Annotated in this window: 17 protein-coding genes; 5 read left to right on the top strand and 12 right to left on the bottom strand. The window is 41.1% G+C overall.

Annotation, left to right across the window (positions count from 1 at the left end; genetic code table 11):
• Positions 1-4: 4 nt before the first annotated feature.
• Positions 5-244, bottom strand: a complete 240-nt coding sequence (gene yukD / locus C6W21_RS14030) for an ESX secretion system protein YukD (protein ID WP_003213579.1) — start codon at positions 242-244, stop codon at positions 5-7.
• A gap of 95 nt (positions 245-339) precedes the next feature.
• Positions 340-633, bottom strand: a complete 294-nt coding sequence (locus C6W21_RS14025; protein ID WP_003213769.1) for a WXG100 family type VII secretion target — start codon at positions 631-633, stop codon at positions 340-342.
• Between the two features lie 406 nt (positions 634-1,039).
• Here C6W21_RS14025 and adeR point away from each other — a divergent pair, with 406 nt between their 5' ends.
• The 3 genes from adeR (at position 1,040) to C6W21_RS14010 (ending at position 4,228) form a co-directional block, all read left to right on the top strand.
• Positions 1,040-2,269, top strand: coding sequence for a sporulation transcriptional activator AdeR (gene adeR, locus C6W21_RS14020; protein WP_106050854.1), 1,230 nt, complete (start codon positions 1,040-1,042; stop codon positions 2,267-2,269).
• A 110-nt stretch (positions 2,270-2,379) separates the two neighbouring features.
• A complete protein-coding gene (gene ald / locus C6W21_RS14015) occupies positions 2,380-3,516 on the top strand; it encodes an alanine dehydrogenase (protein ID WP_106056532.1) in 1,137 nt (378 codons plus the stop codon).
• 112 nt (positions 3,517-3,628) lie between these two features.
• A complete protein-coding gene (locus C6W21_RS14010) occupies positions 3,629-4,228 on the top strand; it encodes a biotin transporter BioY (RefSeq protein ID WP_411266031.1) in 600 nt (199 codons plus the stop codon).
• A gap of 67 nt (positions 4,229-4,295) precedes the next feature.
• On the opposite strand, the gene C6W21_RS14005 is transcribed toward C6W21_RS14010, so the two are convergent.
• The 3 genes from C6W21_RS14005 to C6W21_RS13995 form a co-directional block, all read right to left on the bottom strand.
• A complete protein-coding gene (locus C6W21_RS14005) occupies positions 4,296-5,072 on the bottom strand; it encodes a sporulation protein (RefSeq protein WP_106056530.1) in 777 nt (258 codons plus the stop codon).
• Positions 5,073-5,230: 158 nt separating this feature from the next.
• Positions 5,231-6,559, bottom strand: coding sequence for a Na+/H+ antiporter family protein (locus tag C6W21_RS14000; RefSeq protein ID WP_106050851.1), 1,329 nt, complete (start codon positions 6,557-6,559; stop codon positions 5,231-5,233).
• Positions 6,560-6,700: 141 nt separating this feature from the next.
• Positions 6,701-8,191 (bottom strand): leucyl aminopeptidase, encoded by a 1,491-nt coding sequence (locus C6W21_RS13995; RefSeq protein ID WP_106050850.1) that lies wholly within the window; start codon positions 8,189-8,191, stop codon positions 6,701-6,703.
• Positions 8,192-8,517: 326 nt separating this feature from the next.
• Here C6W21_RS13995 and C6W21_RS13985 point away from each other — a divergent pair, with 326 nt between their 5' ends.
• Positions 8,518-8,994 carry a divergent PAP2 family protein gene (locus C6W21_RS13985; protein WP_106050848.1) on the top strand — a complete coding sequence of 159 codons (477 nt, stop codon included), beginning with the start codon at positions 8,518-8,520 and terminating at the stop codon, positions 8,992-8,994.
• 40 nt (positions 8,995-9,034) lie between these two features.
• Here the strand turns inward: C6W21_RS13985 and C6W21_RS13980 are convergent, their stop codons facing one another.
• From C6W21_RS13980 to C6W21_RS13970, 4 genes are all read right to left on the bottom strand, one after another.
• Positions 9,035-9,679, bottom strand: a complete 645-nt coding sequence (locus C6W21_RS13980) for a 3D domain-containing protein (protein ID WP_106050847.1) — start codon at positions 9,677-9,679, stop codon at positions 9,035-9,037.
• A 99-nt stretch (positions 9,680-9,778) separates the two neighbouring features.
• Positions 9,779-10,099 carry a YuiB family protein gene (locus C6W21_RS13975; protein WP_039181171.1) on the bottom strand — a complete coding sequence of 107 codons (321 nt, stop codon included), beginning with the start codon at positions 10,097-10,099 and terminating at the stop codon, positions 9,779-9,781.
• An 81-nt stretch (positions 10,100-10,180) separates the two neighbouring features.
• Positions 10,181-10,306 carry a YuiA family protein gene (locus C6W21_RS19075; RefSeq protein WP_008346797.1) on the bottom strand — a complete coding sequence of 42 codons (126 nt, stop codon included), beginning with the start codon at positions 10,304-10,306 and terminating at the stop codon, positions 10,181-10,183.
• Positions 10,307-10,432: 126 nt separating this feature from the next.
• A complete protein-coding gene (locus C6W21_RS13970; protein WP_161808666.1) occupies positions 10,433-11,650 on the bottom strand; it encodes an NAD(P)/FAD-dependent oxidoreductase in 1,218 nt (405 codons plus the stop codon).
• Positions 11,651-12,041: 391 nt separating this feature from the next.
• Here C6W21_RS13970 and yumC point away from each other — a divergent pair, with 391 nt between their 5' ends.
• Entirely contained in the window at positions 12,042-13,040 is a 999-nt protein-coding gene (gene yumC, locus C6W21_RS13965; protein ID WP_106056528.1) for a ferredoxin--NADP reductase 2, read from the top strand.
• A 46-nt stretch (positions 13,041-13,086) separates the two neighbouring features.
• Here the strand turns inward: yumC and C6W21_RS13960 are convergent, their stop codons facing one another.
• From C6W21_RS13960 to erpA, 3 genes are all read right to left on the bottom strand, one after another.
• Complete coding sequence (locus tag C6W21_RS13960; protein ID WP_106050846.1) at positions 13,087-13,293, bottom strand: hypothetical protein; 207 nt, start codon at positions 13,291-13,293, stop codon at positions 13,087-13,089.
• 428 nt (positions 13,294-13,721) lie between these two features.
• Positions 13,722-13,898: a hypothetical protein gene (locus C6W21_RS19070; RefSeq protein ID WP_189318194.1), complete on the bottom strand. Its 177-nt coding sequence runs from the start codon at positions 13,896-13,898 to the stop codon at positions 13,722-13,724.
• A 356-nt stretch (positions 13,899-14,254) separates the two neighbouring features.
• Entirely contained in the window at positions 14,255-14,617 is a 363-nt protein-coding gene (gene erpA / locus C6W21_RS13955) for an iron-sulfur cluster insertion protein ErpA (protein ID WP_106050845.1), read from the bottom strand.
• Between the last annotated feature and the right edge of the window lie 39 nt (positions 14,618-14,656).

Here is a 14,656-nt window from a genome sequence, read left to right as displayed (position 1 = left end):
CCTTTCATAGTATTTCCAGCCTGTCACCTGTGGTGATGCCACAGTCTGACAGCTTATATTCGCCTGAAAACACAGCTTTCTTATTGACTACACGCACCCATCCGCCTTCTCGCTTAGGAAGTGAGATTTGTTTTGCCTGCCAGGCGATATGGATGACTTGTTTAATATGTAAATAATTTGATAGTCTCAAATCAAACACACTGCCATCGTAATTTTTTAAGTCGATGGTAATATCGATATACACAAATTTCCACCTCACAAAATAGAAAGAGCGCCGGCATCCATTGACACACTCGGCGCTTTTTCTGCTTTTCACACTTAGAAAGGAAATCCCTTTGATTAGCCGCGGATTTGGCTGGCGATGTCTTGGTCAGTGCTTTCAAGTGTATTTGCCGTTTGATCAAGCTGATTGCTGACATCTGTTAATAGATCAGACATTTTGATGAATGAAGGCTTTAACTGCTCGTATTGATCAGCAAATGCTTCACTAGAAGCACCTTCCCACATTCCTTTTAAATCAGAGATCATTCTATTTAGACGATCAACTTGGTTTAACACTTCTTGACTTTCAACACCATATTGCTTAGCGGTCGCTCTTAGTTCTTCTGGGGTTACGCGAATAATTCCTGACATATTCCTCATTACCTCCCGGGCATAGCCACCATATAATGGGCTAATCCACTTATTTTTTGACGTTATCATTATAAAAACAGAAATGATACACAGTCAAACAAATCTGTTTTTATTTTACAAAATGAGTCTATAGAATTACTGTTTTTTCGCTCTTTATCTAGTATTTTACATTTTTTTGGTCATATATTCTTAATAAGTGTAGACACACTTCACTGAATCTTTCCGCCTATTGATTTTTTACTACGTTATTATTGTACTATTTCTTTTTCGTCTTCATTCAACATCAATGTGCTCACTTCTCAGGACAATCTCTTTTTTTAAATTTTTGGCATTTTGTTATTGATTTACGTACCTCATTCTCTTCATAATGTAAGTACGTGAAATATTCGAAAAAGCAGGGGTTTTAATGACAAAAAGGACAGATCCATTTAAGTATAGTCTTGATCGTTTAGAGGATGTGGCAGACCAAATTAGTGATGTGCTCAATTGCCCTATTACTATAGAAGATACTCATCATCGATTATTGGCCTATAGCACACATAATGATTTTACTGATCCCGCCAGAACTTCAACCATTATCTCCCGCCGGGTACCAGAAAAAGTCATCAATCGGCTTTGGAAGGACGGTATCATTCCTACACTTCTTAAAACAGACGAACCGCTTCGTGTACCTCAAATTGCAGAGGTGGGTTTATCTAGCAGGGTGGCCATTTCAATCTGGAAGGACAAAGAAGTGCTCGGATTTATTTGGGCCATTGAATCCACACAGCCTTTTTCAGAAGAAGAAATGGACCTTCTGAAGATGGCAGCACATGCTGTTAAAAACAAATTACTTAACTTACAAATTCGCAAAACGAAAACAGAAGAACGCAATCAGGAGCTTTTTTGGAAGATGCTCACAGGTCATATTCATGAAAAAGATGAGATGCTAGACCTATTTTTAAGACTTGGCATCAGATGTCCAGACACGTATGCCATCATCATCTTCCGCCTTCGTGACGAACTCACAGAGGACACAGAAAAAAAGCTATCTTACCTGCTTGAAACAACGCAGCAAGTCCAAGTGCTGCTAACGACTGTTGATTTTCACGAATTCATTATTCTTGTCTCACCAAAAACGGAACACCCGCTGCAGGATATTAAACAATTCACAAGCGGCATGCTGCAGCAGCTGTCTGACCGTTATCATATCCATCACGTTCAAGCAGCGATTGGTGGAATTTACGATAACATCTCTCATATTCAGCCTTCCTATAAAGAAGCACTGGCTGTATTAAAAACAAAAGAGCGCTTTCCTGTTGAAACCGAACGTTTACACAGTTTTTCTGAACTCGGTATTTATCAATATTTAGATGTACTCGCTGAAAAACGAAGGGGCTCATCTTACTCCAGTTACTCTTTATCAAAGCTGGAAGATTACGACCTGAGGCATCATTCCAACCTAGTCGAAACCCTTGAACGGTTTATTGACTGTGACAGCAATGCCAATATTGCCGCAAAGCAATTAAACATCCATATTAATACCTTGAATTACAGATTAAAACGTATTACAGACATTGCAGAAATAGATTTAAAAAACATGAATGAGAAAATGACCATATACCTTGATATGAAGCTAAAAAACGTCCATTTGTGAAATTTCACAAAGAGGCGTTTTTTTATTTTTTATTTCAACCGAAGCATTTTTTAAACATTCAGGATACACTAGACATACAATATGAATAGATAAGCATGGGAGGAATAAACATGATCATCGGCATTCCGAAAGAGATTAAGAACAATGAAAACCGAGTGGCATTAACACCAGGAGCAGCTTCTCAATTACTTTCAGCTGGACATCAGGTTTTAATTGAAACAAACGCTGGTTTTGGAAGCGGATTCACTGATGACGATTATGTATCTGTTGGTGCAGAAATTCTTGATCAAGCGAAAGATGTGTGGGCATCTTCTGATATGATCATGAAGGTAAAAGAACCATTACCTGAGGAATATTCATATTTCAGAGAAGGACTCATTTTATTTACGTACCTGCATCTTGCCGCAGAGCCCTCCTTGGCTGAAGCTTTAAAACAAAAAGGCGTTACAGCTATTGCTTATGAAACAGTAACGGACGGAAAATCACTCCCTCTCTTAACACCAATGTCTGAAGTGGCAGGAAGAATGGCCGCTCAAATCGGTGCACAATTTTTAGAAAAGCCAAAAGGCGGTAAAGGCATCTTGCTCGCAGGCGTACCAGGGGTATCAAGAGGGAAGGTCACAATTATAGGCGGCGGCGTTGTTGGAACAAACGCTGCAAAAATGGCGATTGGACTTGGCGCAGATGTCACTCTTATTGACGTAAACGCAGAACGCTTGCGTCAACTGGACGATCAATTTGGCCATCAAATGAAAACGTTAATGTCTAACCCTGTCAACATTGCAGATTCAGTCAGTGAGGCAGACCTTCTCATTTGTGCGGTGCTGATCCCAGGTGCTAAAGCACCAACGCTTGTGACGGAAGAAATGGTGAAGCAAATGAAGCCTGGTTCCGTCATAGTAGACGTAGCCATTGACCAAGGCGGCATTGTCGAAACAGTGGATCATATCACAACACATGATCAGCCTACTTATGAAAAACACGGCATTTTACATTATGCAGTGGCCAATATGCCTGGAGCGGTTCCGAGGACATCGACTGTTGCTTTAACGAATGTCACCGTTCCATACGCGCTGCAAATTGCCAATAAAGGCGCCGCAAAAGCCATTCAAGAAAACAAAGCCATCGCAGAAGGCGTCAATATCATGAACGGACATATCACATATGAAGCCGTCGCTCGTGATCTCAGCTATGATTATGTGCCAGTTCATCAAGCGATCGATGCGTCTTCTATGACAGAAGCTTAATACAGACCCGCCCTTTTGATGGGCGGGTTTTATTGTTAACCAACAATAAAAACAGGTTGACAAATACTCCTCATCCCCTTAATCTATTTGTACAGATAAGACAGGGGGAAACATGATGCAACAGAAAACAAGAACTGCTGATTTTGTGCTAGTCGGAATGTTTGCCGCACTCATGGCTATTGGAGCCAATATCACATCGATTGTGCCGTTTTTGCAGGTCGGCGGAATTCCACTCACGATGCAGCCGTTTTTTTGTGTACTTGCTGGTCTCTTGCTTGGCAGACGGCTTGGCGCATTGGCTATGATTGTATATGCCTTAGTCGGAATTGCTGGTGCACCTGTATTCGCACAGTTCTCAGCGGGCTTTGGGGTCATTTTAGGCAAAAGCGGCGGTTTTGTATTATCGTATATCCCTGCTGCATGGCTAGCTGGATTCATTTTAGAAAAAAGAAAAAATCCTGGCTTTGGACGCTTTTTGCTTGCAGCTATTGCAGGTACGACCGTCATGTATGTGATCGGAACCACTTATACGTACCTCGCATTAAATGTGTGGCTGAATGCACCCATTTCCTATCAAACCACGTGGTTCTTTATGATCTGGTTTATGGTGAAAGACTACGCATTGACCATATTACTTGCGATGCTGGCACCTAAAATTTATCGATCTGTTTCAAAAGCCACGTCCTTTCGAAAACAACAAGCTGCGTCATAAGTGCAGACATCATCTTCAAGTGGATCATAGAAAAAAGAGCCTGTCTTCATTCAGGCTCTTTTCATCATTACTCAGCGTATTGATCTATGATTGCTTCTAGCATTCCTTCAAGCGCTTCTACATCTTCAAGATCTGATTGAGTGAAGCGGTAGCGAACAAGCTGTTCTCCGTCATTATACATCTCTTCCAGCCATCCTCTCAGGCCTCTTGCTCTGCGGTCGACTTCGAAAATGATGTCTAATCCGCCTTCATCTATCAGAAAAATCAGCTCTAACTCATCAAGCATATAGCGATAGTAGTCTGATGTTGGAATGAACTCAAATTCTTGAACAAATGGCAGACGACGCTGGAAGTAAGGCGCCTGTTCACAGTCCGCTTCGTTCAGGTGGAAGCCGAGATTTCTGGTGGCTTCCAGCACATTTTTTATCCAAGGATGTGCTTCAACAAAAATACGGTCATAGTCAGATTTATCGATTCCGCCTTGGATATCAAGGTCTGTCATCACTGCAATTTCTACTTTTCCGACAGTCATCGGGGTATCAATAGGAAGAATAAATGAAAACGGAAATTCATGCTTATCTCCAGGCTGGATGGTAAAAGAATCCGTCACCCGTAAAGAATAGATGTCCGCATATTTTCTACGCTCTTCATCATCTTTCACAATCACATACTGTGTTTGAAGCTTGACATCAATAAAACGGATGTCCTGAGAAATTTTTCCGCCCTTTACATGAACAGTTCCCGTTACTTCTTGTCCTGGATAATAAGCGTTTTTCTCTAAAATGGTATCTACTTTAGCCGCACCAATTCCTGCACTTGCCGCTAGCTTTTTAAAAAATGACATGTCACATCTTCCCCTTTTCATTTTTATCAGCATATATACGTAAGATAAGGGAAAAAAGATTCATTCAAGTCATACTTTTGTCCTAATTATTTTTTCACATGAGAACAACAAAAAAGCTTATAGAAAAACATCATCGTTTTCTCTATAAGCTTTTCATCTTACAGGATAATCGCCGCAAGCCAGCCGAACAGGACAAGCGGTACATTATAAAATACGAATGTTGGAACACAGGTACCCCAAATGTGGTGATGCTGTCCATCCATATTCAATCCAGATGTCGGTCCAAGCGTACTGTCACTTGCAGGTGAACCTGCATCCCCAACAGCCGCAGCTGAACCGATAATTGCAATCGTGGCTAATGGACTAAATCCTAGGTGCATGCATAACGGAACAAAAATAGTTGTGATGATTGGAATCGTCGCAAAGGATGAGCCAATTCCCATTGTCACAAGCAAACCAACTAATAGCATTAAAATGGCCGCTACGCTTTGATTGTTTCCAATGATCTGAGAAGATGCTTTCACTAGCTGTTCAATATCTCCTGTTTTCGTTAATACGTTGGCAAATCCTGCCGCTACAAGCATCACAAAGCCGATAAATGCCATCATATTCATCCCGGAGGTAATAAGCGCATCAGCTTCATCCCGTTTCATCATGCCTGTGACAAACAGAACGAGAAGGCCTGCCAGCGCACCGAAGATCATTCCTTCCACGCCAAGGCTTTGAGATAAATAAAGCTGGACAGTGAGTGATACAAGGATAGCCAGCGCTGCAAAGAATAAGCTCTTTTTTGTATAAGCTGATTTTTCTACGTCCGTGATATCTCGATCCTCATATACTCTTGGTTTCCGATACACAAAAAGTGAAACAAGCAACCCGAGCATCATGCCTGCTACAGGAATAAGCATGGCTAGTGGAACATCTGTTAATTGTACAGTTAATCCTGCCTCTTTCATGTTATCACGAAGCATCCCGTGAAAAATCTGTCCAAATCCGACTGGAAATAAAATATATGGTGCAGTCAGTCCGAAAGTCATCACACATGCTAGCAGTCTGCGGTCGATTTGAAGTTCATTGAACACTTTTAATAATGGTGGAATTAAGACTGGAATAAAGGCAATATGAACTGGAACGACGTTTTGTGAAAAACAAGATACGATCAAAATCACAAGAATGATGAGTACTTTTGATAATGTTTTTCTTCTTGAGTCGCCTTCTTTTCCTAGAAGCTTCACTGCTCCTTCAACCATGGCATCTGGAAGACCCGTTTTTGTCAGCGACGCAGCAAATGCCCCTAAAAGCGCATAACTAATCGCCACTGTCGCATTTCCTCCGAGCCCGTCAGTAAAGGCTTCCACTGTTCCTCCAAGGCCTAATCCACCTGCAAGTCCGCCAGCCAAAGCACCGAGTGCCAGCGCAATTACGACATTGACCCGCAGCAAGCTTAATATCAACATTAAAACAACCGCTAAAACAACTGCATTCATGGTGAAACCCCCGAAATCCTTTAGTTTACTAATGTAGTAGATAATTAAAGTACCAACGTATGTTACCATAGAAAAAATACTACGTCAAATGGCGTTTGTCCTACATAAAAAAGGCCCCGCCATTTGGCAGAGCCTGATCCTTTATTTCATTCCTTCAAATCGTTCCACAAATGTGGCCAATGATCTCACCATCACACCTGTCGCCCCTGTTGGCCCAAAGCATGAAGGCTTTTCAGTTGTTGCTGTTCCTGCAATATCTAAGTGAACCCAAGGGGTATTCTCAGCGAATTCACCAATGAAAGCTCCTGCCATGATGGCATGACCATCGCGGCCTGGTGAGTTATTGAGATCAGCCATTTTGCTGTTTCGTACGCGCTTTTTATCTTTTTCAGTGATTGGCAGCTGCCAAATCATTTCACCGCATTCTTCTGATGCCTCTTTAAACTGAGCATACAGTTCGTCGTTATTCGTCATGACGCCTGTTGTCTCATTTCCAAGTGCCACAATGACCCCGCCTGTTAATGTGGCCACGTCTATAAGGACAGAGGCACCGTGCTGCTTCGCATATGTCACACCATCTGCTAAAACAAGACGGCCTTCTGCATCCGTATTCAGCACTTCGATTGTTTTACCGCTAAGTGACACAATGACGTCATCCGGCTTCATGGCGTCGGCCGAGATCATATTGTCTGTCGAGGCAATGACAGCAATGACATTTTGCTCTGGGCACAGTTCACCGATGATTTCCATGGCGCCTAAAACAGAGGCTGAGCCGCCCATATCTGTTTTCATCCCAACCATACTGGCTCTTGGCTTTAAAGAATAGCCACCCGTATCATATGTGATGCCTTTACCGACAAGCCCGATAACGTCTGTCCATTCTTCCTTGCCTTGATATTTCAGAACGATGAGCTTTGGTGGTTCTGTTGAGCCTCTATTGACAGCTAGAATTCCGCCCATGCCGAGCTCTTCCATTTGTTCTTTATCTAAAATTTCAATTTCAAATTCGTATTTATACGCAAGCTCTGCTGCGTACGAAGCCAGATCAGAGGATGTGAGCATGTTCGGCGGCATATTCACAAGGGTACGGGCTGAATTGACGGACTGTCCGTAGACCTCGCCCACTTTCAGACTAGCCTGAATTTCAGCTGTATCATGATCCGTCGTTGCATAAACAAACTCGATGAAGCGATCCGGTTCATTTGTTTTATGTTTAAAATCTTGTAATTCATATGTAGCTAAAAGGCAGCTCTCAGAAAGGGCATGGGCAGCATCTTGGGCAGGCAGATCCTTTCCAATAAACGTGTCCAGCAAGACCGAAACCGCTTGCTTTTTATCTTGATGAAGCTTTTTAAATAAATGGGCAAACCCTTCTTTTGCCTCTTCAAACGTGTAATCTGATTCCTTCCCAAGTCCGACAAAATAAATGCGTTTGATGCCTGTCTCAGGGGATGGGAAAAACTTCGAAAGCTGATTTCGTTTAGATGAAATATCGCCTTCTTTTAATAATTCAGTGATTCGTCCTTCCAGTAATTCATCCATTTCTTTTGCTTTTCCTGATAATTGGCTCTTTTGAAAAAGTCCGATCGCCAGTGTATCTTTATGTTGCCATTCATTTGTCGAGAAAAACATATTTATCACACGCTCCTTCAATGAACTCCATTTTTCACATTGAACTTCTATTATATCAAAATTTGCGTGCCTATACGATCATTGCCAGGCTGTCTTTACTTGATGAACATTTATATTTTTACACGCGGAAGGGCATCATGAAAAAAGCGATGAAAACTTGTGCAGCTCGTCCTCATTCTCCTCGTTCCACATCTACTTTCTTTAATGTTATAATTGAACATGGACTTGGCAGCATTTGATACTGCTATCATTTTTTCATCTTACTAGGGTAAACAGTCCATTATTTCGCACGATATTTTTTCTTACAGAGAGGATGTTTCTTGTTCATGAGCGTACTGACGAATTTTCCGCTGCTTGCCAGCCTTGCAGCCATCTTTTTTGCTCAATTTGTAAAAGTACCGATTCAATTTATCATTTCTAGACGACTAGATTGGTCGCTCATTACAAGCACAGGCGGAATGCCAAGTTCACACTCCGCAGCCGTAACAGCACTCTCAACAGCAGTGGCTTTAGAGCACGGGCTAGATACATCTATTTTTGCCATTTCCGCCATCTTCGCCATTATTACCATGTTCGATGCGACAGGTGTGCGCAGGCAGGCAGGAGAACAGGCGACTGTACTTAACAAGCTGGTGACAGATTTTAACCGATTTGTTTCCGAAGCAAAGAATTTCCCAGGTGCGGAAGAAAAAGAGAAGCAAAAGAAATTAAAAGAGCTTCTTGGTCATAAGCCGATTGAAGTCTTCTTTGGCGGCTTAACAGGGATTTTACTGACACTCCTCTTAGATTATTACTTCATGTAAAAACGAAAAAGCTTTGGACCTCAAATGGCCCAAAGCTTTTTCATTCTTTATTGGCTTGAAACTGCTGACGGAAAACTTGCATCGATTTCGCTTCATTGAGCTGATTTAAGTCTTTTTCCGTTAACGTCCCTTCGCCCTTTTTGATGATATACACATCGAGCACTTTTTTACCCCATTCTCTATACACATCATCAACGGTTTCATAGTATAAATCAAGCTTATGTCCTTTAATGGCTTTCCCCGTATCTGCGACCACTCCGTATCCATATTTTGGGATAAATAGTACAGTTCCAATCGGAAATACTGATGGGTCTGCTGCCACGGTTGAATATAAGTCACGTTTCACTTTGACGCCTGAATATGTAATGCCATATGCATGGTGTTCCTTCGTTTTGCCTGTTGATTCCACACCTGCTGTATAGCCTGTGGCGACAACCTTTTGCTTCGGGTAATCATTCCAATTAAACGCTTCTTCTAGAGAAATAGCCCGCAAGTCATCACTTTTGAGTGCCGTCGTTTCCCTTTTTTGCTGTTGGAAAAAAGAAGATACTTGCTTGCCAGGATCAGTCTCTTTCACCCAGGCAGCTACATCACTTGGTTCAACTCCAGATATGCCCGTAAAGCTTGTCAAGAGAGCAAGCATGAAAAGGGCTGTCATGAACAATCGTTTCATCCATGTTTTCATCTTTATTTGTCACTCCTCTACCCATCTATTTGTTTCCAAACAAAATGGAAACTATGCAAAGGAGAAACAAAAAAACCCACTTGCATGTCTACAAGTGAGTTAAAACATTTGATACCCTCTTTTTCGAAGTGCATTGATGACAAAACCTGATGCAATTGCACCAATCAGACCGCTTAACAAGATAATGATATCTGCCGCTGCGAGAGAGACAATGCGGTCTCCTATTCCTGAAAAAGCGGTGCCCGGTTCTCTGACATAAGCGATCATCTTTTGATTATTGATAATGAAAAGGCATACAATTGGATATAAAATAGCCATAATCCATGACATTCTCAGCAGCATATTGAGCAAAAAGCCAATGCCGAAGAATAACACGAAAAATAAAATAACTGAAATGATAACGACTGGTAAACTGATCACTTCATCTCCACCCCCAAATATCCCATCATTAGTTTAACTTGGAAATAGAGATGAAGTCAATCAATGGAAAAAGCAAGGGGATTAATGCTTCTTTCCTGTCCCTTTACATTCCTCACATGTTTCAGAGCCGCCGAGCAATAGCTGAAAATATCCTTTCCCCGAACAATATTGACAGGTGGATTTTTTTTCTTTTGTTTGTGCATTCATATTGCTCACTCCCTTAATCTAAATTTTCTGATAATTAATCATAACATACTTTGCTCCGATGACCAAGTAAGAAAATATGCCAAAAAAACGTGTATCACGAGGATACACGTTTTTGTCTATGATGGTTTAGAAGAACTTGAATTTTCCTTTTTTCAGAACAAGTCCTGGTCCGCCAACCATGAATAAAGAACGGTTGTCGATGATTTTCTTCATTGCTGAAGCTTTTGTTCCTTGAAGTTTTTTACCAAACGCAACACCTACAGCATCGTGCTCACCAAGAGAAGCAACTGTTCCTTTGATGTCTGGCTTAAAGCTTTCAAGAGAACCACCTTTAACTAGTGCTGCAAGGTTTTTCGCTACTGTTTCACCTTGCTGCATAGCGATTTGTGCAGTTGGTGGGTATGGACGGTTGATCTCTTCATTGATAATCAATGAACAGTCACCAATGATGAATACATCATCATTTTCTGGAACACGAAGATCTGGAGATACTTTTACGCGGCCGCGCATGTTTTCAAATCCAGCTTCTTCAACGATTGGGTTACCGCGTACACCAGCAGCCCAAACAACCGTTTCAGCTTTGATTTCTTCAGTATCATCGTCTTTTCCAACAATGATGCCTTCAGGCGTACATTCTTTGATCGCTGTGCCAATTTTGAACTCAACACCTTTACCTTGAAGGTAGTTCATTGCATAGTCGATCAATTCAGGATCGAATCCTGGAAGAGCTGTTGGTGCAGCTTCTACGCAGATGATACGCACGTCTTTTTGATCAATGTCATACTCTTTGCAAAGCTCAGGCACACGGTTTCCAAGCTCACCAAGGAACTCAATACCTGTGAAGCCTGCACCGCCGACAACGATTGTCAAGCGCTCTGGACGTTTTTCAGCTTCCGTATTATACGTCGCAAATTGAAGCTCAATGTGCTCACGAAGCTGACGAGCCGAGTTGATGTTAGAGATTGAGAATGCATATTCTTTCAGTCCTGCAATACCAAATGTTTCAGGAACAGCACCCAGCGCAACAACAAGGTAGTCGTAAGAAAGTTCGCCATCTGAAGTCACAACTTTCTTCTCTTCCTTATTAATGCTTTCAACTGTTGCTTGTACAAAGTTGACACGGGAACTGTTAATCACATCTTTGATTTGATAACGACAGCGGTCATGATGAAGTGTACCTGCGCTTGCTTCATGTAACCATGTTGTTTCGTAATGATAATTATGCTTGTTCACAAGAGTAATGTCCGCATCATTTGTGCCAAGCTGTTTTGTTAATCTTGTTACAGTCATTAATCCGCCATAACCTGCACCTAATACAACGATTTTCGGTTTATTCACTGGAATCACATCCACCTTTTTTAAATTTGCTGTAAAACGGATAAAGAATTACATATCGTTATTCTCAACCGCTTTCCGGCATTTTATGAAATTTAAACAAAAAAATAAGTATGTGAAAATCTGAACTTTCACCTACATAAAACGAAAGCATTTGACCGTATCCGACAAAAATTCATAAAAAATTAATATTTAGTTCCCTTAACAATAATAGCGAGTTCTGATCCAATTTTCAAGGCTTTAAACTGAAAATCCTCATGATAAACGGTCTTTCTCGCTTTTTCCTCTTTTTCAAAGCGTCGGCATCAAAAAACGACAAGTTTTTCAAAACAAGTCAAACGACGATATGTGGTATGATATGATATAGTGATAACAATTTTCATTTGGGAGGATTAAAGGAATGCAAGAAGATTCTAAGGTATATGACATTACCGTTATCGGGGGCGGCCCAGTTGGATTGTTTACTGCGTTTTACGGAGGCATGAGACAGGCCAGTGTGAAAATCATTGAAAGCCTTCCTCAGCTCGGCGGTCAACTATCCGCTCTTTACCCTGAAAAATACATTTATGATGTGGCTGGTTTTCCAAAAATCCGCGCACAAGAATTAGTTGATAACTTAAAGGAACAAATGGATAAATTTGATCAAACCATTTGCTTAGAGCAAGCAGTTGAAACAGTTGAAAAACAGGCAGATGGTATCTTTAAACTTGTGACAAATCAAGAGATTCATTATTCTAAAACGATCATCATCACAGCTGGTAACGGTGCATTCCAACCGAGAAAGCTTGAACTAGATGCAGCAGAATCATTTGAAGGAAGCAACCTGCATTACTTCATTAATGATTTGAACCAATTTGCTGGTAGACGCGTGGCCGTTCTTGGCGGCGGAGACTCTGCGGTGGACTGGGCTCTGATGCTTGAACCAATCGCAAAAGAAGTATCCATTATTCACCGCCGCGATAAATTCCGCGCACATGAGCATAGTGTAGAAAACCTGCACAACTCGAAAGTCAATGTAGTGACACCATTTGTGCCAACCGAGCTCATTGGTGAAGACCGCATTGAACAGATTGTGCTCGAAGAAGTCAAAGGCGATAAAAAACAAGTGCTTGATGTGGACGACGTGATCGTCAACTTCGGTTTTGTTTCCTCCCTTGGACCAATTAAGCAATGGGGTCTTGAAATCGAAAAGAACTCAATCGTGGTGAAACCCACAATGGAAACAAACATTGAAGGCTTCTATGCGGCAGGAGACATCTGCACGTATGAAGGAAAAGTCAAATTGATTGCAAGCGGATTTGGTGAAGCACCAACTGCTGTCAACAATGCGAAAGCCTACATGGACCCGAAAGCCCGTGTACAGCCTCTTCATTCCACAAGCTTATTTGAAAACAAATAAAAGCGATCAAAAAAGGAGCTCCCACTAGCGGAACTCCTTTTTTCGTTTATTTAAAAACCCCAATATAGGCATTCGCCATCCCAAGTACCATTGCAGCAAGCAGCACCACAACAATCCCTGCCACAACCAAAATCACCCGATCCTTCACACGTTCCTTTTCCGGAAGCGGCTTCTCAATCCCGCAAGCTGGACACGTTTTGGAACGATACGGAATCAGTTCATGACAGTTCCTGCAATTGATTTGTTCACTCAAACCTCAGCAACCTCTTTTCTACCTACAGTTTATGTTTGGTTCTCATGATACTCTTTTCGGGTGGAAATAGCCAGTTGTGAGGGCAAGCTGTAACAAAATTGAGCGATTTACGAAAATAATAATTTTGGTTTCAATATCTATCACATATTGCATTTTTTGTTAACTAGGACACCAATTAGACAGAGAAAAGGGTTATCGCATAGCGACAACCCATCTATAGTTTGAGGAATGTTTAATGTCTGTTCACATTATTTTGATACAGTTAATTCTCAGCAAATAAAATTATCCTTACCATATAGTTAACACATATACATTTAAGATCTATCTAAAATTATTAATATTTTCAATTATAGTTATCACATACATCCCCCCTTTCATTTTTGTTTTTTAAAAGCTGAATTTAAAAAGCGGTACTAGGTAGCCCACTTTTAAGGTGTGCTACCACTGTCATGATATTTCGCTAACACCCAACTGCCTAAAAGACCAAGAGATGCTAGTGCGAAATCACTTAGTTTTACCCAATCAATGGTCATAAAACCAGAGAAGTAAGCAATAGATAGGACTATAAAAAACATAAGTCCACGTAGTTTTGTTTCCTTCATCATTAAACATTCCCCCGATAGATTTTTTCTCTAGCTATCGGAAGTAAGCTGTTAAGCACTTTTTAAATGCTAGCTTTTTAAGGCTACATTCTCCAAAATCCCCGCCATCTAAATTATACCAATAAATTAAACTTATGGGAATAAAACGTATTTATAAATTGAAACCTGAAATGTATTGATAATCTCCTCTCAATTTAATCTCCGATCCTTAAACAAGAAAAAGCCTTCTAGGAAGATAATGTATAATACATTATCTTCCTAGAAGGCATATAAAATTCTTCCTTAATTTCAGTTGGCTATTAAAACTTGATCGCCAACTTTTCAAGTGAATAATTATCTCAAAAAATCACTCAAATTACTTAACACTCTTCCGGTGAACCGGTATTCGTCGCTGTTCTGAAAGAAGAACCGCATCCGCATGACGCAATGGCGTTCGGATTGTCGATGGTGAAACCGCCGCCCATTAGTGATTGTTTGAAATCAATGATGGTGCCGTTCATGATATCAAGGCTTTCAGAGTCGACAAGAACTTGGATGCCTTGCTGTTCGAACTGCGTGTCTTTCTCTGAGACTTCATGGTCAAAGCCCATGCCGTACGAAAGACCGCTGCAGCCGCCGCCTTTTACGCCTACTCGTAGGAACGCATTTTCTTCTTCATGTTCTTTCATCATATCTTTAATCTGCAGTGCAGCAGCTTCTGTAATGGTTACTGGTGTACTCATGATCATCCCTCCTTTTGACTGGATGTTTCTTTTCAATTA

Source organism: Bacillus sp. NMCN1, assembly GCF_002998085.1.
Taxonomy (GTDB): domain Bacteria; phylum Bacillota; class Bacilli; order Bacillales; family Bacillaceae; genus Bacillus.
The sequence above is the reverse complement of the archived record's forward strand: the minus strand, read 5'-3'. Positions and strand labels throughout refer to the sequence as shown.